Below are 20,893 nucleotides of genomic sequence, written 5' to 3'. Positions count from 1 at the left end.
GTAACAAGGAGGTCCCATGGGCGGAACGAGCAGCGACGGGAACGGGACGCTCGAGCGGGTCCTCGGGGCCCTGGAAGCGGAACCGGGGCTCCGCCGCAAGGGACCGGACTGGAAGTCCTTCCTCGCCCGCGTGGACCAGTACGTGCCCGTGCTCCAGGAACTTTTCGCTTCGCTCTACGGTTCCCGCCCGGACTGGACCGACCACCTGGCCGCCCTCGTGGTGGAGTGCGCAAAATCCTGGCAGGACCGTCCCGCGGAGCTGAAGGAACTCGACGCCCGGCGCGAGGCCGAGCCGCAGTGGTTCGCCTCCGGGGACATGCTCGGCGGGGTCTGCTACGTGGACCGCTACGCGGAAAACCTCGAAGGGCTGCGCGGACGCATCCCCTATTTCCGGGAGCTCGGGCTGAGCTACCTGCACCTCATGCCGCTCTTCCTCGCCCCGGAACCGAACTCGGACGGCGGCTACGCCGTGTCCAGCTACCGGGACGTCAACCCGAAGCTCGGCACCATGTCCGGGCTGCGGGACGTGGCTGCGGAGCTGCGGGCCAACGGCATCAGCCTGGTGGTGGACTTCATCTTCAACCACACTTCGGACGAGCACGAATGGGCGCGGCGCGCTGCCGCGGGCGAGCAGGAGTTCTCCGATTACTACTGGATCTTCCCGGACCGCACGATGCCGGACGCCTATGAGCAGACAGTGCGTGAGATCTTCCCCGACGACCACCCTGGCAGCTTCGTGCAGCAGCCGGACGGCCGGTGGGTCTGGTGCACCTTCCACACCTTCCAGTGGGACCTGAACTACTCCTTCCCGGCCGTGTTCCGTGCGATGGCCGGGGAGATGCTGTTCCTCGCGAACCAGGGCGTGGAGATCCTGCGCATGGATGCGGTCGCATTCATCTGGAAGCAGCTCGGCACCGCCTGCGAGAGCCTGCCCGAAGCCCATGAGCTGCTGCAGGGCTTCAACGCCGTGTGCCGCCTCGCGGCGCCGTCGCTGCTGTTCAAGTCCGAGGCGATAGTCCACCCGGACGAAGTGGTGCAGTACATCGACCCAGCCGAATGCCAGATCTCCTACAACCCGCTCGAGATGGCGCTCGGCTGGGAGGCCCTCGCCACCCGGGACGTGTCGCTGCTTTCCCAGGCCCTGGAACGGCGGCACAACCTCCCGGAGGGGACCGCCTGGGTCAACTACGTCCGCAGCCACGACGACATCGGCTGGACCTTCGCCGACGAGGACGCCGCGGAGCTGGGGATCAACGGCTTCGACCACCGCCGCTTCCTCAACTCGTTCTATGTCAACCGTTTCCCGGGCAGCTTCGCGCGCGGGGTCGCCTTCCAGGACAACCCGCGCACCGGGGACTGCCGCATTTCCGGCACGACGGCGTCGCTGTGCGGCCTCGAGGACGGCTCGCCGGAGGCGGTGCGCCGGGTGTTGCTGCTGCACTCGATCGCGATCAGCACCGGCGGCATTCCGCTCATCTACCTCGGCGACGAGGTGGGCCAGCTCAACGACTACGGCTACGCCCAGGAGCCGGGCCACGAGGCCGACAGCCGTTGGGTCCACCGCCCGCACTACCCCGCCGACCGTTATGCGCACCGCGGCGACCCGTCGACGCCGGAGGGCGCCATCTTCGCGGGGCTGCGGAGGATGCTCGACGTGCGATCCTCCACGGCCGAGCTCGCGGGGAACCCGCTCATCGGATTCAACGCCAACAACCGGCACGTCCTTGGCTACCAGCGCCCGGGCACCGGCCGCACCGTCCTGGTCCTGGCGAACTTCGCAGACACGGCCCAGCCCGTCTCCGCCGAGACCCTCTCAGGCTTCGAGCCCGGAGCCACCGAACTCCTGGGCGGCCGGCCCGTGTCCCTGGCGGACGGTGTGACGCTGGGAGCCCAGGAGTTCATGTGGCTGGCGGTCAAGTCAGGCTGAGCCTTACTCCCCCGGGTACACGATGCTCCCCCGGGTACACGATGCCCAGCTGCTCTCGGGCCGCGTCCATGGCGCGCAGCGCGCGCAGGGACTTTTCCAGCGGGCGTTCTTCCACCTCGGTCCGGCCCGCAGCAATGGCCCATGCCACGGCGGCCGCCTGAAAATGCAGCCCATCCACGTGGCTTCCGGGCTTTCCGTCCCAGCGGTGCTCCGCGCCGTCTGTGGTCCGGACCATCAGGCCACCGGGGCCGTTGAACGGACCGTCCATCACCAGCGTTGCCTCGGTGCCCACCACGGTGAAGGTGGCCGGGGTGAAGCCACCCATGGTGGTGGCGAGCGCGGCCTGGGCGCCGCCGTCGAAATCCAGCAACGCGGAGAGCCGGCCGTTGACCGGCGTCCCGCCGCGGCCGGGAACCGTGGCTCCGCGGGCGGTTACTGCCGTGGCCTCGCCGGCCAGGTCCGTGGCCAGGGCAAAGAGGTAGACGCCCAAGTCCAGGAGGGGGCCGCCCGCCAGCGCGGGGTCGTAGGCCCTGTGCGACGGCGGCAGGTACTCCCCATAGTCCGCCACGATCTGCGTCACCGCACCCAGCCGGCCGTCCCGCACGAGCTGCCGGACGACGTCGTACCTGGGCAGGAAAACCGTCCACAGCGCTTCCGCCGCGAAGAGCCCCCGGGCGGCGGCAGCGGCGCGGATGGCCTCCGCCTGGGCGGCGTTGATACCCATCGGCTTCTCCACCAGCACGTGCTTCCCGGCCTCCAGCGCGGCCAGCGCCACGTCGAGGTGGGCGGTGTGCGGGGTGGCCACGTAGACCACGTCCACTTCTGGGTCCGCCGCGAGTTCCTCGTAGGAGCCGTGGGCGCGCAGGCCCCGGGGCGCGCCGAAGGCCGCGGCGCGTTCGATGCTGCGGGAGCCGACGGCGGTGACCCGCTGGCTGCCGTGCCGCAGCAAGGATTCGACGAAGCGCTCGGCGATCCAGCCGGGCCCGGCGATGCCCCAGCGCAGGCTGGGCGCCTCCATGGCATCCGGGATTCGGGGTTCCGGGAAGACGAAGCCGCTCACGCGTGCGCCCCTGCTTCCTGGTGGACAACTGCATCCTGGTGGACGACCGCCTCCCCGTAAACGACGTGCACGAAGGCGCCGCCGCTCCGCTCGGATTCGAGCAGGGCCGCTGCCACTTCGGCAGCTTTCAGCCCGTCCGCGGCGGTGGCGAGCGGCGTCGGGGTGCCGTGTGCCAGGGAATCGATCCAGGCCTGCAGTTCCAGGCGGTAGGCGTCGGCGAAACGGGGCCGCCAGTCGGCCGGGTATTCCGTGGCCCGGCGGCGACCGCTGCTGATCTCGAGCAGCGGCGACCCGGTGAAGCTCGCCGTGCCGCGCTCCCCCACCGCCTCGCAGCGGGTCACATAGCCGTAGTCGGCGTTGAGGAAGAGTTCCAGCGTGACGAGCATGCCGTCGGCCATGCGCAGCAGCATGAAGGAAGGGTCCTGCAGGCCGGCCGGGGCCAGGGAGGTGGACTTCCGCCCGGACAGCCACGCCACCTCGGTGATGGGCTGGCCCAGGAGCCACGGCATGGAGTCCAGCTCATGGATGGCCGATCCCGTGATGGCGAAGGCGTTCGTGGCGTCAGGTGCGCCGCGGACGCCCCGGCTGACGTTGTGCACGGTAAGGATCTCACCGAGTTCACCGTCCGCGATGCGCCGTTTGAGCTCCACATGGCCCGGGTCGAAGCGCCGCATGAAGCCCAGGGACACCAGGCCGCGGTTCCCTTCCAGCGCCACGAGGTCCCGGCACTCTTCCACGGTGGGGGCCAGCGGCTTCTCGCACAGCACCGGCTTCCCGGCAGCCAGGCAGGCGGTCACCAGCGCGGCATGCGTCGAATCGTGCGAGGCGATGATGACGGCGTCGACCTGCGGATCGGCGATCACGGATTCCGGATCGGTGCCGCTGCGCGCCCCGGCGAGGGCCGCCGCCTCCGCCGCCCGTCCGGCGTCGAGGTCTGCCACGAGGACCACCTCCGCGCCCCGGACCGAACGGCTGAGAGTCCTGACATGGTCGGCCCCCATGATTCCGGCGCCGATCACTCCGACTCTGATGGTCATACGGCCCTGCTTTCTTCCGGGGCGTCCGCCTGCACGGCGGCGGCTTCTGCCCGGACTTCCTTGAGCTCTTCGGAGTGCCCGCCGATCTGTTCAAGCTCGTGGGCGAGTTCGGCGAGTTCAGCGCCGCCGGCCATCTGGGCGGTGAGTTCTTCGAGCGTGATGTCCTTCTTGTCGTAGTAGCCGATGCTCTTGCCCCGTTTGAGGAGCAGGAAGCGGTCACCGACGGGGAAGGCGTGGTGCGGGTTGTGGGTGATGAAGATGACCCCGAGGCCGCGGTCGCGGGCCTGCAGGATGTACCTCAGCACCACGCCGGACTGCTTCACGCCCAGGGCCGCGGTGGGTTCGTCCAGGATGAGGACCTTGGCGCCGAAGTACACGGCGCGGGCAATCGCCACGCACTGGCGTTCGCCGCCGGAGAGCTGGCCGATGGGCTGCTCCACATCGCGCAGGTCGATGCCCATGTCCGCCAGTTCCTTCTTGGTGATCTCCTTCATCCGCGCCACGTCCAGGCGCTTGAACGGACCGAAGCCGGTGGTCAGCTCCGAGCCCAGGAAGAAGTTGCGCCAGATCGGCATGAGCGAGACCACGGCCAGGTCCTGGTACACGGCGGCGATGCCGGAGTCCAGGGCTTCGCGCGGGCTGTTGAGCTTGCGCTCCTCGCCCATGATCGTGAAGACACCGTGGGTGTGTTGGTGGCGGCCGGCGATGATCTTGATCAGGGTGGATTTGCCGGCGCCGTTGTCGCCCAGGACGCAGGTGACGCGGCCGTTGTCCACGGCCATGGTCACGTCCGTCAGCGCGATGATGTTGCCGTAGTGCTTGGCTACCTTGTCGAGTTTGAGCAGGTGCACCGGGCGGTCCGTAAGCGGATCCGTTTCCTCGGCCAGCAGGGTCTGGTTGGAGATGTGCGTGGCTGCACGGTTTTCAGTCATGGTTGCTCCCCTTCCTATTTGCTTGCGTCCGCGCGGCGTTTGACGATCAGGTTCACAATGGTGGCCAGCAGCAGCATCAGGCCCAGGAAGAACTTGAACCAGTCCGGGTTCCACTGTGCGTAGACGATGCCCTTGTTGGCCATGCCGAAGATGAAGGCTCCGATCGCGCCGCCCACCGCGGAACCGTAGCCGCCCGTGAGCAGGCAGCCGCCGATCACTGCCGCGATGATGTAGAGGAACTCGTTGCCCACGCCTTCGCCCGACTGGACGGCGTCGAAGGCGAAGAGGTTGTGCATGCCGAGCAACCAGCCGCAGAAGCCCACGGCCATGAACAGGCCGATCTTGGTCTTGGTGACCGGAACACCCACGGCCAGGGCGGCGTTGTCGTCGCCACCGACGGCGAAGATCCAGTTGCCGACCTTGGTCCGCAGCAGGACCCAGGACGCGATCGCCACCAGGATGACCCAGTAGAAGATGGTGATTTTCAGTTCCACTCCACCGATGGTGATGGAGGACGCGAACACGGCGCGGGCCGACTCGAAGCCGTCCAGCTTCGCGATCGACGGCGAGGAAACGCTGCCGCCGACGGCGCGGGTCAGGGCCAGGTTCAGGCCGGTCAGCATGAGGAAGCTCGCGAGCGTGACGATGAAGGACGGCAGCTTGGTCTTGATCAGGATCCAGCCGTTGATGAAGCCGATGGCCAGGGACACCACCAGGGCCACTCCCACGCCCACCCAGGCATTCATGGAGAAGTACCAGGAGAACAGGGCCGCCGTGAGGGCCGAGGAAATCACCGCGACGCCGGTGGAGAGGTCGAATTCACCGCCGATCATCAGCAGAGAGACACCGACCGCCATGATGCCGATGGTCGAGGATCCGTACAGAACCGTGGCCAGCGCGTTGGGCTGGGTAAAGGTAGGGGCCACCGAGGCGAAGAAGACGAACAAAGCGACGGCGCCGACAAGGGCGCCGACCTCCGGCCGGGCCAGCAGCTTCTGGAAAGGGTTTCGCTTCGCAACACGCTCATCCGCCAAGGGAGCCTGCGGAGCACTGACAGTTGTTGACATAGGGATACTCCTGGGTTGCGGGGTGCCGGCCGGAACCGGACGGCACCCCGGGGGACGGCCGTTTAGCGGACGCCTTCCTTGGCGTACTTGAGGGTCTCTGCGCCGTTCTCCTTGTCGATGATGGCCGGGCCGGTCAGGACCGCCTGCCCGCCGCCGATCTTGAAGCCGCCGCGCTTGTTCTGCCACAGCGAGTCCACGGACATGTAGCCCTGCAGGTACGGCTGCTGGTCCACGGTGAAGAGGACATTGCCGTCCACGATCTGCTGCGCGAGTTCGGCGTTGAGGTCGAAGCTTGCTGCCTTGGCGGAGCTGCCGGCATCCTTGATGGACTTCAGCAGGGTCAGGGTGATGGGGGCACCCAGCCCGATGATGGCGTCGGCGTCCTTGGTGGCCTGCAGCTTCGCGGTGGCGGTGGACTGCACGCTGGTCATGTCCTGGCCGTTCACGTACAGCACCTCCGTAGCCGGCACCTTCTCCTTCACGCCGGCGCAGCGGGCTTCAAGGCCGACGTGGCCCTGCTGCTGGATGACGCAGATGGGGTGCTTGTAGCCTTCGGCAGCGAGCTTGGTGCCGACTGCCTCGCCGGCGAGCTTTTCGTTCGAGCCGAAGTGCGTGAAGGCGCCGAGCTTGGCGAAGGCATCTTCGCCGCCGTTGAAGCTCACCACAGGGATTCCGGCGTCGACGGCCTTCTTGACGACGTCCTTGAGGGCGTCCGGAGTGGCCAGGGTGACGGCAATGCCGTCCACCTTCTGGTCGATGGCCTGCTGGACCAGCTGGGCCTGCCGGCCGGCTTCCTGGTCGTTCGTGTAAAGCAGGTCGACGTTGTCCTTCTTGGCGGCCTCCTCAGCGCCCTTGCGGACGATGTCCCAGAAGGTGTCGCCGGGGGCCGCGTGAGTGATCATCGCAATCTTCAGGCGCGGGGTGCTCACGGCCGCCTGGCCGCCACCGTTGCCGTTGCCGCTGTCGGCGGGCTTGCCTCCCTGCGCGGAACAGGCCGTGACGGCCAGCAGGGGCGCCACAAGCGCGACGGCGGCGACACGGCGCCAGGTGTTTTTCTTCATCCGAATCTCCTTCGATCCTTTCCCACGGAACGGCGTGGGGCTGCAACCGATCATGGGTGATCGGCATCACCATAGTCAATAGTTTGTCTTGACATATTTACGTCACGATAAATAATGGGACTTAGAAACCGGCATTTGTCAGCTACTGCTGACAAACGCATCACGGCTTCCGGGTGGCGCGTGTCGCTGCCGTGGCGCGGATTCCGGGCCTACACTTCAGGCAAGGCATTTGTCCATGCAACCGGACATGCCACGCCACCCGACCCAAGGAGACGTAGAAATGTCACAGCTCCTGAACATCCCGATCGACCGATCCTCACCGGTGCCCCTATACCACCAGGTGGTTCAGGGCATCGAGGGCATGATCCGCTCCGGCACCCTGGAACCAGGCTCCCGGCTGGAGAACGAGATCGAGCTTGCCAGCAAGCTCAACCTCTCCCGCCCGACCATGCGCAAGGCCATGGACGAACTGGTGCGGGCCGGACTGCTGGTCCGCAAGCGCGGCGTCGGCACCCAGGTGGTTGCCAGCCAAGTACGGCGTCCCCTGGAGCTCTCCAGCCTCAACGACGACCTCGTGCGCACCGGCCAGAAGCCCAGCACGCGCGTGCTGTCCTTCAGCCACGGCCCCGGGCTGGAAGAACAGCGCAGCACGCTGCAGCTGCCGGCCGGCGTCGGCATCTACCACTTCACGCGGCTGCGCAGCGTAGGCAACAAACCCCTGGCGCTCATGGAGAACTGGGTGCGCGACGACGTCGCCCAGTTGAGCGAGGAAACGCTCAACGAGCGCGGCATGTACGACCTCCTGCGCACCGCCGGGGTCAACTTCCGGCTGGCGCAGCAGAGGATCGGTGCCGCCGTCGCGGACGACTACCAGGCCGAAATGCTTGGCTGCGAGCCAGGCGCGGCGCTCGTGACCATGGAGCGTACCGCGGTGGATGACACGGGCCGGAACGTCGAGACCGGGCACCACGTGTACCGGGCCGATTCCTACAGCTTTGAAATGACGCTGGTCCAGCGCTGAGGCGCGGGGCCGGCCCCCCGAACGAAAGGACGCTCCCCCATGGCCGAATGGGTCTACCCCTACGGAAAAGCAGCCGACGGCGACTGGCAGGTCTCCCTCGGCGCGCACGACAGCAGCACGCAGGTTGACGGCTGGGCCCACACCGGCCTCAAGGTGGCCACCCTGGCCCCCGGTGCATCGGTGTCCCTGGACGCCGCCGCCGAAGAGCGGATCGTTGTCCCGTTGGAAGGATCCTTCACGGTCACGGTGGACGGCCAGGACCATGAGCTGCGCGGCCGCCGGAGCGTTTTCCACGGCACCACGGACGTCCTGTACACGGGCATCGGCAAGGCCGCCACGGTGAGCAGCGCGGGCGGCGGCCGGGTCGCCGTCGCGCTGGCCCCGGCCAAGGCGGAATATCCCACCCGCCTGGTCCGCGCCGAAGAGACCCCGCTGGAACTCCGCGGCGCCGGCAACTGCTCGCGCCAGGTACACAACTTCGGCACCCCCGCCGCCCTGGAAGCAGACCGCTTCATCGTCTGCGAAGTCATCACCCCCGCCGGTAACTGGTCCTCCTACCCGCCGCACAAGCACGACGAGGAAAAGGACGGCGAAACCGCACTCGAGGAGATCTACTACTTCGAGACCCGCCTCGCCGAGAACTCTCCCGTCCCGGCCGGCAGCCGCGCCGGAACCGATCCGCTCGGCTACGTGCGGGTCTCCGCCTCGGACGAGCGGCCCATCGACATCTGCGGGGAAGTCCGCACGGGCGACGTTGTCCTGGTCCCCTACGGCTGGCACGGCCCTGCCATGGCCGCCCCCGGCTACGACATGTACTACCTCAACGTCATGGCCGGCCCCGGCCGGGTACGCGAGTGGCTCATCAGCGACGACGAGCACCACGGCTGGGTGCGCACCACCTGGGAGGGCGCCGACGTCGACCCCCGCCTGCCGTTCACGGCGTAAGGCCGCCTTCCCACCCGCGTGTCCGCCTTCACCGGCCCAAACGTGGGTAGCCCGCCCAAATTTGAGCGGGCTACCCACGTTTAAGCCGGTGGGAACCTTCGTGCACGGGGAACGCCGGCGCGCAGGAGTTTGGCAGCGAGTCTCTCGGGCCGGGTCAGCTCATCCCATTCCCACCGGATCACGCCATAGCCCAGTTCGCGGATCCGGTCCTCGCGGGCTTTCTCTTCCGTCACTACCTCCTCGATGGATTTCCCGCTGAGCTCCCGCGCACGGGTGTACTTCATGTGGCCGTCGAATTCGCCCACGAGTTTGCGCCGCGGCCAGTAAAAGTCCGTGCGTGCCACCTCTCCGTACGGCCCCATCACGTGGAACTGCAAATCCGGAACCTCGAATCCAAGCCGTGCGATCACTGCGCGGCTGAAGGATTCGCCAACGGACTCCGCTCGGCTGTCCGCAAAGGCAAGGGCCTCGGCCATACGTTCCCGTTGCGCACTTTTCGGCAACAGCGCGCAGAGACCTGCAAGGTGTTCCGCGCTTCGGATGTACGGTGCCACGGGCTTCCGTGCTACGGACGTCGGGCGTCCGCAGTCTTGAGGGAGGACTTGGTCGAGCACCACCACCGCATTGTGAAAGGGCAAGCGGTGAATAGTGTCGATGAGTAGTCCGTCGAAGTCCTGGACCCGCAAGCGCAGCCCAAGGCGTTCCGACACGACTGACCAATTTCCTGTGCGTGTGCCCAAGCGTTTGGCATCGCGGAATCCCGTGGGAAGCATTGAAAGATCCGGGGCTACTTGTTTTCCGAGCTTCTCCACCGCGCCGCGGTCACCGTAAAGGCGCGGCGGCGCGGTACGTCCTACCTGGTCAGGATGGCGGGTCAGGTATTCCACCGTCTGCGGAAGCCCGGCTAGCTTCAATCCCCACAGCAGCAGACCTGTCTCCCGGCAAAAAACGGGAGTTTCGCCACGGACGGCAAGTGACGCCGTCGTCAGGGCATAACGCTCCCATCCGTTGACGGACAGCCATTGCTCGGCTGGAAGGTAGACACCGTGCCGAATCCGGATCAGGGTCCCGCGCTTGTAGCCGTGGTGCAGCTCCCAGGCCGTGGCGCCCGCACGGCTGCCGGTCGGTGAGCTGCGGAAGGTCGCTTCGGGGAATTCCATACCCCCACTGAAGCGGGCCGGAATGCTGTGGGCACCACGTAATGGCGTCTATGTGGAAAAGCCGGCCTAAACGTGGGTGGCCCGCTCAATTTTGAGCGGGCCGCCCACGTTTAGACCGGTGAAAGTCACGGGACCACGGAAGCGAAGGGTCCTAGCCCTTGCCGAACTTCGCCACGTACTTTTCGATTGTTTCCAGCTGGTAGCGGGCCACGTCGCGGGCGTTCTCGTCCTCGGCGAAGACGGAGGAGCACATCACGGTGTCCGGAGAGTCCAGGAAGCCCACCTCGGCCAGGCCGCCGAAGAACTCGTCCCAGTTGACCTCGCCGTCGCCGATCTTCAGATGCTGGTGGACGCGCACTGCGTTGCCCGGCGGGTTGGTGATGTACCGCAGGCCGTGCGAGGCGTGGTGGTTGAGCGTGTCCGACACATGGACCACGCGAAGGCGGTCCCCCGCGGCGCGCATGATCTCCAGCGGTTCGTCCTTCATGTGGAAGGTGTGCGAGGCCACGTAGACCATGCCGACGTTCGGGGAGTTCAGGCCCCGGATCACGCGCCAGGCAGCCAGGCCCTCCTCCACGAAGTCGTCCGGGTGCGGGTCGATCGCGACGTGGACGCCTTCGCGTTCGAAGACCGGCAGCAACTCCTCCATGGACTGGTAGAAGGCGGCCTCGGACTCCTCGGACAGCTCGGGGCGGCCGGAGAACTCGGTGTTCATCTGGGTGCAGCCGAGGTCCACGGAGATCTGGATGGCGCGCTTCCAGTAGCGCACCGCGGCCTGGCGCAGGGTCTCGTCCGGGCCGGACCAGCGCAGCACGGGCAGCACCGAGGCCACCTCGACGCCGGCGGCCTCGCAGTTCCTGCGGAACTGCGCCACGAGCGCGTCGTCCGCCTTCGGGTGGCGGAAGAACGGGATCATGTCCGCGTGCGGCGTCATCTGGAGGTAGCGGTACCCCAGGTCCGCGGCGAGGGCCGGGAACTCCAGCAGCGAGTGGCTGTGGTGGAACGGGGTGGGGTCGAGGGCGATCTTCACTGCTGTTCCCCCGGACTCCTGTACAGCTCCGGCTTCTCGTTCAGCACGACGGCGACCTTCTCGCCGCTCTTCTGCGCCTCGACGCCGGCCTCACAGCAGGCGGCGGTGGCGTAACCGTCCCAGGCGGAGGGGCCGCCCAGCTCACCGCGGCGGGCGGCGTCCACCCAGGACTGGACTTCGACGTCGTACGCGGCACCGAAACGCTCGATGAAGCTCGGGGTGACCTGGCCGCCCCAGGCGCCGCTGCGGCGCACGTACGGGCCGCCGTCGCGCCCGATGTTCACGATGGCCTCTTCGAAGGCGGCCTCGGTGGCCACTTCGTAGCCGAACTTCGCGTTGACGAAGATCTCGACGTCGGCCAGGACACCGGATTCGGTCTCGATCAGCACGTGCTGAGGGTCGTGCTGCCCTGCTGGAGCGTTGCTGGAGGCCTTGCCGAGGCGGACCTGGACGGAGGTGATTTCCTCGCCGGTCAGGTAACGGATCACGTCGAATTCGTGGACCACGGAGTCGTTGATGAGCATCTCGTTGGTGAACCCGGCCGGGGTGCTCGGGTTGCGGTGGCGGCAATGCAGCATGAGCAGATCGCCCAGCTCGCCGCCGCGGATCAGGCCGCCCAGTTCGGCGTATTCGGCGTCGTAGCGGCGCATGAAGCCCACCTGGATGCGCTTGCGGCCGGCCTCGACCTCGGCCTGGACAATCTTCCAAGCCGATTCGGCGTCCGGGGTGAGCGGCTTCTCGCACAGGATCGGGATGTCCAGCGGCAGTGCCTCGAGCAGGGCCTGCTCGTGCAGGAAGCCCGGGGTGGCGATCAGGACGGCGTTGACGTCGCCGGAGGCGTAGGCCTCCGCGGCCGTCGCGAACGCCTGGGCTCCGGGAATCCCGGCGATGGCGGCGTTGGCGCGGTCCGGGTCGATGTCGACGACGGCGGCCACCTCGGCGCCGTGGATACGCGTGTGCAGGCGCTTGATGTGGTCTGCGCCCATCATGCCGGCGCCAATGACGGCGACGCGCAGGTTTTCAGTCATGGTGACTTTTGCCTTTCAGCTCAGTTTTTTCGAAGGATTCGGTTTCTCAGCCGACTGCGGTGCGGGATCCGCAGGAGAGCAGGTAGTTCCGGGTGCGCTTGGCAATGGGCATCGGCACGTCGAAGGCCACCGGGTACATGTCCTGCTCCACGATCCCGAAGATCGGCCGGTTGAGGCCTTCCACGGCCTCGATCACGGCGCGCAGGTCCGGCAGCCCGTTCGGTGGTTCGGTCATGACGCCGGCCAGGTTCGCAGCTGCCCAGGTCATGTTCTTCTCATTGACCTCGGCGAGGACCTCCGGGTTGATCTGCTTCAGGTGCAGGTAGCCGATGCGGTCCGGGTAGTTCTTAATCAGCTCCAGGCTGGAGGCCCCGCAGTATTCGGCGTGCCCCGTGTCCAGGCACAGGTTCAGGTACTGCGGGTCGGTGGCGGCCAGCAGGGTTTCGATGTCCTGCTGGGCGCCGACGTGGGAATCCGCGTGGGAGTGGAACTGCTGGTGCAGTCCGAAGTCTTCCAGCAGCACCTTGCCCATGCGGTTGTGCCCGGCGAAGAGGTCGGCCCACTGCTCGTCGCTCAGTTCGCCGCTCTCCACGGCCTCACCGGTGACGTCGTCGCGCCACATGGCCGGGATGACCACGATGTGTTCGCCGCCCATGGCCGCGGTCAGTTCGGCCACCTTGCGGGCCGGTTCCCAGGCCTCGTCATACTGCTTCGCGCCGCGGTGGAAGGCCGTGAAGACCGTGCCCGCGGTGACCTTGAGGTCACGCTGCCTGAGTTCCTCGGCCAGCCGGGCGGGGTCGTTGGGCAGGTAGCCGTACGGACCCAGTTCAATCCATTTGTAGCCGGATTCGGCCACCTCATCCAGGAACCGTTCCCAGGGAGTCTGCTTGGGGTCATCGGCGAACCAGACACCCCAGGAGTCGGGGGCGGTGCCGATGATGAGCTTGTTCTCGACGTCGGTCATGACAGCGGTGTCTTTCTCTGCGGAACTCAGTTGGTGGGGAAGTTGTAGCTGGCGCCGGTGCGCTGCTTGGGTTCGGGCCAGCGTTCGGTGATGACCTTGGCACGGGTGTAGAAGGATACGCCTTCGGGGCCGTAGATGTGCTTGTCGCCGAACAGGGAGTCCTTCCAGCCACCGAAGGAGTGGTAGGCCACCGGCACGGGAACGGGGACGTTGATGCCGATCATGCCCACGTGCACGCCGCGGTGGAACTTGCGGGCGTTCGCACCGGAGGAGGTGAAGATCGCGGTGCCGTTGCCGTAGGGGTTGGAGTTGATCAGCTCGATGGCTTCCTCGACCGTTTCGGTGCGCACGACGGACAGGACCGGGCCGAAGATTTCCTCCTGGTAGGCATCCATGTCGAAGTCGACCTTGTCGATCACGGTGGGTCCGAACCAGTAGCCGTCTTCCTGGCCTTCGACCGTGAACCCACGGCCGTCCACCACCAGGTCGGCGCCGCCCTCGGCGGCGGCGGTGACGATGGAACGCATCTTCTGCTGGGCGGCTTTGGTGATGACCGGGCCCATCTCAGCCTCCGGGTGGGTGCCGTCGGCTACGCGCACGGCCTCGGCGCGGTCCTTGACCTTGGCCACCAGCGCATCGGCGGCGTCACCGACGGCGATGGCGACGGAGATCGCCATGCAGCGCTGCCCGGCGGAGCCGAAGGCGGCGGCGGCCAGGTGGTCGGCGGCGTTGTCCAGGTCGGCGTCGGGCAGGATGATTGCGTGGTTCTTGGCACCGCCCAGGGCCTGGACGCGCTTGCCGTGAGCCGTACCGGTGTCGTGCACGAGCTTCGCCACCGGGGTGGAGCCGACGAAGGAGATCGCGTCGATGTCCGGGTGGGTCAGCAGGCCCTGGACCACTTCGCGGTTGCCGTGCAGGACCTGGAACACGCCGTCGGGCAGGCCGGCCTGCTTGAACAGTTTCGCGAGCAGCATCGCCGCCGAGGGCACCCGGCCGGAGGGCTTGAGGATGAAGGTGTTGCCGGTGGCAATCGCCATGGGTGCCATCCAGAGCGGAACCATGACGGGGAAGTTGAACGGCGTGATGCCCGCGACGACGCCCACCGGCTGGCGGTAGGAGAACACGTCGATCCCCGTGGAGGCCTGATCGGAGTACTCGCCCTTGAGCAGCTGCGGGATGCCGCAGGCGAACTCGATCACCTCAAGGCCGCGGCCGATTTCGCCCTTGGCGTCGGAGAGGACCTTACCGTGCTCGGCGGTGATCAGGGCGGCCAGTTCGTCCACGTGCGCGGCGACGAGCTCGCGGAACTTGAACAGGATGGTGGTGCGCTTGGCCAGGGAAACGTCGCCCCAGGACTTCGCGGCTTCCTTCGCGATGGCGACAGCCTGGTCCAGGTCCGCCGGGCTCGCCAAACGGACTTCACCGGTCTGCGCACCCGTGGCCGGGTTGAAAACGCCCTCGGTCTCGGTACCGGTGCCGGGGTGCTCTACCCCGTTGAAGAAGTGGGGAATGGTGGTAATGGTCATGTGTTTCTCCTGCTCAGGAATTTTCAAAGGTTGTGCCGGGCGTATCCTTCAGCGGACGGTTCAGCCCAGCAGGGGCTTCTGGACGGCTTTCCAGTCTTCGTAGACCTGGTACGCCTTTTTGGTGCTGTCGAGTTCGGCGACGGCGGACACCGGCACGTCCCACCAGGATTCGGAGGACGGGGCGTCGATCAGGGGGTCGGATTCGAGGTGGATCACGATCGGCCCGCTGCCTTCGGGGGCGGCCTTGGCCTTGGCGATCGCGGCTTCGAGGTCCTCGATGACGTTCTCGCCCGGTTCGATCCGGTACACCGTGGCACCGAGGGATTCGGCGTTGGTGGCCAGGTCGATCGGGAGCTTGTCCCCGGCGTCGAAGCTGTGCGTGGCCTTGTCCAGCACCCGGTACTGGGTGCCGAAGCGCTGGGAGCCCAGGGATTCGGAGAGTGATCCGATCGAGGCGTAGCCGTGGTTCTGGATCAGCACCACGATCAGTTTGATGCCCTCGGCGACGGCGGTGACCAGTTCGGTGTGCATCATCAGGTAGGAGCCGTCCCCCACCATGACCACCACGTCACGATTCACCCCGCCGGCTTTGGCTTCGTCCAGGGCGGCGCGCTTGACGCCCAGGCCGCCGGCGATCTCGTAGCCCATGCAGGAGAACGCGTACTCAACGTGGTATCCGAACGGGTCGGTGACCCGCCACATCTTGTGCAGGTCGCCCGGGAGGGAGCCTGCGGCGCAGATCAGCACGTCCTGCGGGGCCATGGTGCGGTTGGTGGCGCCGATGATCGCGTTCTGGGACACGAGGGGCGCGAAGCGCTGCGCGAAGGCGGCGTCCACGGTCGCGTCCCAGCGGGCCTTCTCCTCCACGATCTCCGCGGCCACGGACGCGTCGATGCTGTAGCCGGACAGTTCCGTGGTGAGGGCTTCCAGTGCCTTGCGGGCGTCGGCCACGATCGGCAGGGAGGTGCCGTGCTTGTAGGCGTCGATCGCGGCGACGTTGATGTTCACGAAGGACACATCCTCGTTCTGGAACGCGGTTCTCGAGGCAGTGGTGAAGTCCTCATAGCGGGTGCCGATGCCGATCACCAGGTCCGCTTCGCGGGCCAGGGCGTTGGCCGCCGTCGTGCCGGTGGAGCCGATGGCGCCAAGCGCCTGCGGGTGGTTCCACGGCAGGACGCCGACGCCGGCCTGGGTCCAGCCGACGGGGATGCCGGTGGCTTCGGCGAACTCGCGCAGCTGGTCCTGGGCGAAGGCGTAGAGCACGCCGCCGCCGGCGACGATGAGCGGGCGCTTCGCCGCCTTGATGCGGCGAACGGCCTCTGTGATGTCTTCTGCTTCGGGGGCGGGGCGGCGGATCCGCCATTCGCGTTCGGCCAGGAACTCCTCGGGGACCTCGATGACTTCGGCCTGCACGTCCTGCGGCAGGGCGATGGTCACCGCACCGGTCTCGGCCGGGTCGGTGAGCACACGCAGGCCGTTCAGCAGGGCCGAGAACAACTGCTCGGGGCGCTGGACCTTGTCGTAGTACTTCGAGACCGGCCGGAACGCATCGTTGACCGTGATGTCGTAGCCGTGCGGCTGCTCGATCTGCTGCAGCACCGGGTCCACGGTGCGCGTGGCGAAGGTGTCCGAGGGGAACAGCAGCACCGGCAGGCGGTTTGCCGTGGCCAGCGCGGCGCCGGTGAGCAGGTTCGTCGATCCTGGCCCCACCGAGGTGGTTACGGCGAAAGTCTGGCGGCGGCGGGTGTGCCGGGCGTAGCCCACGGCCTGGTGGGCCTGGGCCTGCTCGTTGCGGCCCTGGTAGTACGGCATCAGGGACGGGTCCTTGGCCTGCCACTGCTTCAGCGCCTGCCCCACACCAGCCACGTTCCCGTGGCCGAAGATCCCGAACATCCCCGGGATCAGGCGTTCGCGGTACTCCACGCCGCCCACGCGGTCCACGGTGTACTGCTTGCCCAGGAACTCGACGATGGCCTGGGCCACGGTCATGGTGCGCGTCATCGCACAGTCTCCTTGCTGACGGAGGGGATGATTTCTTCAGTGTGCAGCAGCGAAGCCGCGGCGGCGACGGCGCCGGCCACGTCGCCGTCGGACGGGTACAGCAGCGTGCGGCCCACGGTGAGGCCCTGCACACCGGGCAGGGCCAGGGCCTTGCCCCATTGGGCGAACACCTCGTCCGGCGAGCCGGTCGGGTCTCCGCCGAGCAGGACCGTGGGCATGGTGGTGGCTGCCATGACGCGTTCCATCTCCTCCACGACGGGCAGCTTCATCCAGGTCAGGGCGCTGCTGGCGCCCAGGCCGGAGGCGATGCCGATGGACTTGATGACGGCGTCCGGGGACAGGTCGTTGCGGACCTTGCCGTCCACCCAGGCGGACAGGAAGGGCTCCACCATGGCGATCAGGCCCCGGCTGGTCAGGGAATCGATGGCTTTCGCTGTCGCTTCCAGGAACTGTGCCGTTACCGGATCACCGAGCGCGATGCGGGTGAGCATCTTGCCGCCGTCGGCGCCGAGCGCGGCCAGGGCTTCGGCCGTGTGGCCGGTGAAGCGGTCATCGAATTCGTTGACGAAACCGGCCAGGCCGCCGCGGTTCATCGAACCGAACACCAGCTTGCCGTCCAGGGCACCCAGCAGCAGCAGGTCGTCCATGATGTCCGGGCTGGCCAGCACACCGTCCACCGCGGGGTTGGCCAGGGCCACCTGCAGGCGGTCCAGCAGTTCCCGGCGGTTCGCCATCGCCGTCGGCTGCCCCTGGGCGGCAAGTGCTCCGCGGGCCGCGTGGTCGGCGGCCACGATGAAATTCTGCTTGCCGAGCACGGCACCGGGGTGCTTGACGCGGGCGGCGGCGGCGCGGGCAACGGCTCCCGGATCCTCAAGACGGATCTTGGTCAGGAATTCGTAGCGGCGCGGGTCTTCGAGGTCGATGGTTTCGAGGCTCATTTGGCCAGCTCCTTCAGGGAGTCGGCCACCAGGCGGCCGCGTTCGCTCAGCAGGGACACGACTTCTTCCGGCGTGGGCATAGCGTCGGCACAGGACAGCCGGGAGGCCACGATCGCGCCGGCGGCGTTGGCGTAGTCCAGGATCTCGGCCAGGGACCATCCGGCCAACAGGCCATGCGCGAAGGCGCCGCCGAAGGAATCCCCCGCGCCCAGGCCGTTGAGGGTCTGCACCGGTACGGGTGCGGAGACCACCCGCTCGGTGCGGGTCTTGGCCATCACGCCTTCGGGCCCGAGCTTGACGACGGCGATCTGAACGCCCGCGTCCAGGAGCCGGTCCGCCTGTTCGTCCGGGGTCCCGGGGCCGACGGCGACGGCGCACTCTTCGTCGTTGCCGATCGCGACCGTGACGTGCGGCAGGACCTTGGCCACCTGTTCTCGGGCTTCTTCGACGCTGTTCCAGAACATCGGCCGGTAGTCCAGGTCCAGGACGGTATGCTGGCCTTCGGCCAGTCCGCTTTGCGGGCGGGCCTGGTGCGCGGCGATGTGGGCGGCACGGCTGGGTTCCTGGCACAGCCCGGTCACCGTGGACCAGAAGATCCTCGCCTCCCGGATCGCGTCCAGGTCCAGTTCCGCGGACTCAATCTGCAGGTCCGGGGCCGTGGGAAAGCGGCCGTAGAAGTACAGCGGGAACTTCTGTTCCTCGGGCAGGATCGCGCAGAACGTCGCCGGGGTCTGAAGGCCTTCCACGCCGCTGACGAAACGGTCATCCACGCCGAACTTGGCCAGTTCCCGGTGCAGGTACTCCCCGAAGGGATCCTGCCCCGTGCGGGTGATGACCGCCGTCGAACGGCCGTGCCTGGCCGCGGCAACCGCCACGTTCGAGGGCGACCCGCCCAGGTACTTGCCGAAGCTGCTGACCTCATCGAGGGTCACACCGACGTCGTTCGGGTAGATGTCGACGCTGATGCGCCCCATCGTGAGTAGCTCGAAGCCCACTTCTTCCGCCTTCCTTGTCATTCCGGTTTCCCGGTTCATTCCGGTTTCCCGGCGCGGACCGCGGCCGTAGTGATGCCGGCCACAGCTAAACTTTCCTATGATTTTAATGTCCTGTCAAAGGTTTGTCAGAACATTTACTGCGAAATTACGACGTCGCAGGTACCTTCAGCTCGCCGGTCAGGTACTGGGCGCGCCCGAAGCCGAACGTCCAGTCTTCTGGGCCGTTTTCCACGTAGCCGAGGAAGATGTCCTCACCGGCGACACCGACACCCCCGAGCGCCTCGTGGATCCTGGCGTAGAGGCTCTGCTTGGCCTCGACGCTGCGTCCGCGCTGCGTGAAGATCTGGAGCATGACCACGGCGTCGCTGCGCTCGAAGCCGAGGCCCGCGTCCTGCGCGACGAGTTGGCCCGCAGGATGCTCGGTGAGGATGTGGAAGTAGTCGCGCTCAGGGATCCGGTATTCGTCGACGATCGCTTCGTGGACGGCCTGGCTGATTGCCTGGAGTTCCTTGGGGCTGCGGCCCGCGGTGACATCGATTCGAACGAGGGGCATGGCGACCTTCCAATTGACTCTCTTGTACTTTGTCCTGACATTAATACAATATCCACGCGCGGAGGCCGGGTCAATACCCGGCGTCCGCGATGCTCAGGACCAGGCGCGCAGAGCGGCTACTTGGACTTCGCCACCACGAAGATCGCGCCGGTGGAGACGTCCTCTTCAAGGGCTTCCAGGGTGTGCCCGCGGGTCTCGGGCACCTGGGTGACCACGAACACCAGGGCAATGGCGCCCACGACAGCGAAGAGGAAAAAGGTTCCCGTGATCCCGACCCCGGCCACGAGGGACGGGAAGTACAAGGACAGGAAGCCGTTGACGATCCAGAGCATGAAGATCGAGATGCCGGTGCCGATGCCGCGCATGTGCAGCGGGAAGACCTCGGAGAGGTACACCCAGACGGCGACATTGAGGAAGGTCTGCATCGAGCCGACAAAGGCCACCACCAGGAACAGGATCACGAACGGGCGGATCGGGCTGCCCACGGGCAGCGCCATCGAGGCGACGCCGATCAGCAGGTGGCAGACCGTGGTGAGGCTCAGGCCGATGATGAAGGTCTTGCGGCGGTCCACCCGGTCCATCATGGTCAGGGCAATGATGCCGCCCACCACGGCAATGACGCCGGGGGCGATGTTGGCGATTAGCGCACCGCTTTCGCTGAAGCCGGACTCAACAAGGACGGTCTGGCCGTAGTACATGATCGAATTGATGCCGGTGAGCTGTTGCGCCACGCCCAGGCCGATGCCGACCAGGAGAATGCGCAGCAGGTTGCGGTTGCTCAGGATGGCCCGCCAGCCGATTTCGCCTGCCACTTCCTCTTCCCGCGTGACTTTCTCGACGTCGGCGAGCTCGGCGACCGCGCGGTCCGCGGAACGTACCGTCTTCAGAACGGCCAGGGCCTCGTCGCGGCGCCCCTTCTCCACGAGCCAGCGGGGGGATTCCGGCATCCGGAGCATGCCGAAGAAGAGTGCGACGGCGGGCAGCGCACAGACCGCGAACATGATGCGCCAGACCCCGTCCAGGTGGCCAAAGAGTCCGCCGATGACCGCATTGACGACGAAGGCGGCAAGCTGTCCGACGACGATCGCGAGTTCGTTGCGCCCGGACAGGGAGCCGCGGATCTCGTATGGTGCCAGCTCGGCGAGGAAGACCGGAACGACGGCGGAAGCGCCGCCCACCGCCAGGCCAAGCAGGATGCGGCCGATCACGAGGACGGCGAAGTTCGGCGTGAACACCACGGCGAGCGTTCCCACGAAGAAGAGGGCCGCCAGCAGGATGATCGTCTTCCGGCGGCCCCAGCCGTCGGAAATGCGCCCGCACGAAATCGCGCCGATTGCGGCAGCAAACACCAGGGAGCTGGTGACAATGCCTTCCGTGAAGGCCGAAAGGCCGAGCTCCGCGGTCATGGGGCGCAGGGCCCCGTTGATGACGCCGGTGTCATAACCGAAGAGAAGGCCGCCGAAGGTGGCTACGAGGGCAACGAGACCCAGGCGCTTCCGGTGCGGGCCTCCCGTCAGGGGCGGAAGCGCGGCGCCGTTCGCAAGGCTGCCGGCTGTCGAATGTGAACTCATGAGACTCCTTTGTCGTCGGGTCATGCGATGTGGATCACAGGTAGCCTAACGCGCGAAAGACAGTTTGTCAGGTCATA

Annotated in this window: 18 protein-coding genes; 3 read left to right on the top strand and 15 right to left on the bottom strand. The window is 67.0% G+C overall.

The window, feature by feature from the left end:
* Positions 1-16 precede the first annotated feature (16 nt).
* A complete protein-coding gene (locus tag ACN9M4_RS04355) occupies positions 17-1,927 on the top strand; it encodes an alpha-amylase family glycosyl hydrolase (RefSeq protein ID WP_426302341.1) in 1,911 nt (636 codons plus the stop codon).
* Here ACN9M4_RS04355 and ACN9M4_RS04350 read toward each other — a convergent pair.
* From ACN9M4_RS04350 to ACN9M4_RS04330, 5 genes are all read right to left on the bottom strand, one after another.
* Positions 1,914-2,987 carry a Gfo/Idh/MocA family protein gene (locus ACN9M4_RS04350; RefSeq protein WP_426302340.1) on the bottom strand — a complete coding sequence of 358 codons (1,074 nt, stop codon included), beginning with the start codon at positions 2,985-2,987 and terminating at the stop codon, positions 1,914-1,916. The two genes, ACN9M4_RS04355 and ACN9M4_RS04350, sit on opposite strands and share 14 nt — an antisense overlap.
* Positions 2,984-4,024 carry a Gfo/Idh/MocA family oxidoreductase gene (locus ACN9M4_RS04345; RefSeq protein ID WP_426302339.1) on the bottom strand — a complete coding sequence of 347 codons (1,041 nt, stop codon included), beginning with the start codon at positions 4,022-4,024 and terminating at the stop codon, positions 2,984-2,986. The genes ACN9M4_RS04350 and ACN9M4_RS04345 overlap by 4 nt, the downstream gene beginning before the upstream one ends.
* Positions 4,021-4,956, bottom strand: a complete 936-nt coding sequence (locus tag ACN9M4_RS04340) for an ATP-binding cassette domain-containing protein (protein WP_426302338.1) — start codon at positions 4,954-4,956, stop codon at positions 4,021-4,023. The genes ACN9M4_RS04345 and ACN9M4_RS04340 overlap by 4 nt, the downstream gene beginning before the upstream one ends.
* Before the next feature lie 14 nt (positions 4,957-4,970).
* On the bottom strand, positions 4,971-6,023 hold the full coding sequence (locus ACN9M4_RS04335) for an ABC transporter permease (protein ID WP_426302337.1): 1,053 nt from the start codon (positions 6,021-6,023) through the stop codon (positions 4,971-4,973).
* A gap of 62 nt (positions 6,024-6,085) precedes the next feature.
* The gene (locus tag ACN9M4_RS04330) at positions 6,086-7,084 is read right to left on the bottom strand and encodes a substrate-binding domain-containing protein (RefSeq protein WP_426302336.1); all 999 of its coding nucleotides are present in this window, start codon (positions 7,082-7,084) and stop codon (positions 6,086-6,088) included.
* Positions 7,085-7,364: 280 nt separating this feature from the next.
* On the opposite strand from ACN9M4_RS04330, the gene ACN9M4_RS04325 reads away from it, so the two are divergent.
* Both ACN9M4_RS04325 and iolB read left to right on the top strand, forming a co-directional pair.
* Positions 7,365-8,105: a GntR family transcriptional regulator gene (locus ACN9M4_RS04325; protein ID WP_426302335.1), complete on the top strand. Its 741-nt coding sequence runs from the start codon at positions 7,365-7,367 to the stop codon at positions 8,103-8,105.
* A 39-nt stretch (positions 8,106-8,144) separates the two neighbouring features.
* Positions 8,145-9,050: a 5-deoxy-glucuronate isomerase gene (gene iolB, locus ACN9M4_RS04320; protein ID WP_426302334.1), complete on the top strand. Its 906-nt coding sequence runs from the start codon at positions 8,145-8,147 to the stop codon at positions 9,048-9,050.
* An 80-nt stretch (positions 9,051-9,130) separates the two neighbouring features.
* Here iolB and ACN9M4_RS04315 read toward each other — a convergent pair whose 3' ends face one another.
* From ACN9M4_RS04315 to ACN9M4_RS04270, 10 genes are all read right to left on the bottom strand, one after another.
* Entirely contained in the window at positions 9,131-10,210 is a 1,080-nt protein-coding gene (locus tag ACN9M4_RS04315; RefSeq protein ID WP_426302333.1) for a hypothetical protein, read from the bottom strand.
* A gap of 151 nt (positions 10,211-10,361) precedes the next feature.
* Complete coding sequence (locus ACN9M4_RS04310) at positions 10,362-11,240, bottom strand: sugar phosphate isomerase/epimerase family protein (protein WP_426302332.1); 879 nt, start codon at positions 11,238-11,240, stop codon at positions 10,362-10,364.
* Entirely contained in the window at positions 11,237-12,268 is a 1,032-nt protein-coding gene (locus ACN9M4_RS04305; protein WP_426302331.1) for a Gfo/Idh/MocA family protein, read from the bottom strand. Before ACN9M4_RS04305 ends, ACN9M4_RS04310 begins: the two co-directional genes overlap by 4 nt.
* 46 nt (positions 12,269-12,314) lie before the next feature.
* On the bottom strand, positions 12,315-13,232 hold the full coding sequence (locus tag ACN9M4_RS04300; RefSeq protein ID WP_426302330.1) for a sugar phosphate isomerase/epimerase family protein: 918 nt from the start codon (positions 13,230-13,232) through the stop codon (positions 12,315-12,317).
* 26 nt (positions 13,233-13,258) lie between these two features.
* Positions 13,259-14,758 carry a CoA-acylating methylmalonate-semialdehyde dehydrogenase gene (locus ACN9M4_RS04295; protein WP_426302329.1) on the bottom strand — a complete coding sequence of 500 codons (1,500 nt, stop codon included), beginning with the start codon at positions 14,756-14,758 and terminating at the stop codon, positions 13,259-13,261.
* A 60-nt stretch (positions 14,759-14,818) separates the two neighbouring features.
* Positions 14,819-16,747, bottom strand: coding sequence for a 3D-(3,5/4)-trihydroxycyclohexane-1,2-dione acylhydrolase (decyclizing) (gene iolD / locus ACN9M4_RS04290; protein WP_426303382.1), 1,929 nt, complete (start codon positions 16,745-16,747; stop codon positions 14,819-14,821).
* 8 nt (positions 16,748-16,755) lie between these two features.
* Positions 16,756-17,697 carry a Cgl0159 family (beta/alpha)8-fold protein gene (locus ACN9M4_RS04285; RefSeq protein WP_426302328.1) on the bottom strand — a complete coding sequence of 314 codons (942 nt, stop codon included), beginning with the start codon at positions 17,695-17,697 and terminating at the stop codon, positions 16,756-16,758.
* The gene (gene iolC, locus ACN9M4_RS04280) at positions 17,694-18,692 is read right to left on the bottom strand and encodes a 5-dehydro-2-deoxygluconokinase (RefSeq protein ID WP_426303381.1); all 999 of its coding nucleotides are present in this window, start codon (positions 18,690-18,692) and stop codon (positions 17,694-17,696) included. The genes ACN9M4_RS04285 and iolC overlap by 4 nt, the downstream gene beginning before the upstream one ends.
* A 145-nt stretch (positions 18,693-18,837) precedes the next feature.
* Positions 18,838-19,245 carry a tautomerase family protein gene (locus ACN9M4_RS04275; protein ID WP_426302327.1) on the bottom strand — a complete coding sequence of 136 codons (408 nt, stop codon included), beginning with the start codon at positions 19,243-19,245 and terminating at the stop codon, positions 18,838-18,840.
* A gap of 116 nt (positions 19,246-19,361) precedes the next feature.
* Positions 19,362-20,816: a sugar porter family MFS transporter gene (locus ACN9M4_RS04270; protein ID WP_426302326.1), complete on the bottom strand. Its 1,455-nt coding sequence runs from the start codon at positions 20,814-20,816 to the stop codon at positions 19,362-19,364.
* Positions 20,817-20,893 lie beyond the last annotated feature (77 nt).

Origin of the sequence: Arthrobacter sp. R-11, assembly GCF_049913155.1 — a bacterium.
Lineage (GTDB): Bacteria > Actinomycetota > Actinomycetes > Actinomycetales > Micrococcaceae > Arthrobacter.
This window is presented reverse-complemented; position numbering and strand designations above follow the sequence as displayed.

Coding starts and splice junctions, on each gene's coding strand:
- ACN9M4_RS04355 (WP_426302341.1), top strand. CDS start 17: ATGGGCGGAACGAGCAGCGACGGGAACGGGACGCTCGAGCGGGTCCTC.
- ACN9M4_RS04345 (WP_426302339.1), bottom strand. CDS start 4,024: ATGACCATCAGAGTCGGAGTGATCGGCGCCGGAATCATGGGGGCCGAC.
- ACN9M4_RS04340 (WP_426302338.1), bottom strand. CDS start 4,956: ATGACTGAAAACCGTGCAGCCACGCACATCTCCAACCAGACCCTGCTG.
- ACN9M4_RS04335 (WP_426302337.1), bottom strand. CDS start 6,023: ATGTCAACAACTGTCAGTGCTCCGCAGGCTCCCTTGGCGGATGAGCGT.
- ACN9M4_RS04330 (WP_426302336.1), bottom strand. CDS start 7,084: ATGAAGAAAAACACCTGGCGCCGTGTCGCCGCCGTCGCGCTTGTGGCG.
- ACN9M4_RS04325 (WP_426302335.1), top strand. CDS start 7,365: ATGTCACAGCTCCTGAACATCCCGATCGACCGATCCTCACCGGTGCCC.
- iolB (WP_426302334.1), top strand. CDS start 8,145: ATGGCCGAATGGGTCTACCCCTACGGAAAAGCAGCCGACGGCGACTGG.
- ACN9M4_RS04315 (WP_426302333.1), bottom strand. CDS start 10,210: ATGGAATTCCCCGAAGCGACCTTCCGCAGCTCACCGACCGGCAGCCGT.
- ACN9M4_RS04305 (WP_426302331.1), bottom strand. CDS start 12,268: ATGACTGAAAACCTGCGCGTCGCCGTCATTGGCGCCGGCATGATGGGC.
- ACN9M4_RS04300 (WP_426302330.1), bottom strand. CDS start 13,232: ATGACCGACGTCGAGAACAAGCTCATCATCGGCACCGCCCCCGACTCC.
- ACN9M4_RS04295 (WP_426302329.1), bottom strand. CDS start 14,758: ATGACCATTACCACCATTCCCCACTTCTTCAACGGGGTAGAGCACCCC.
- iolD (WP_426303382.1), bottom strand. CDS start 16,747: ATGACCGTGGCCCAGGCCATCGTCGAGTTCCTGGGCAAGCAGTACACC.
- ACN9M4_RS04285 (WP_426302328.1), bottom strand. CDS start 17,697: ATGAGCCTCGAAACCATCGACCTCGAAGACCCGCGCCGCTACGAATTC.
- ACN9M4_RS04275 (WP_426302327.1), bottom strand. CDS start 19,245: ATGCCCCTCGTTCGAATCGATGTCACCGCGGGCCGCAGCCCCAAGGAA.
- ACN9M4_RS04270 (WP_426302326.1), bottom strand. CDS start 20,816: ATGAGTTCACATTCGACAGCCGGCAGCCTTGCGAACGGCGCCGCGCTT.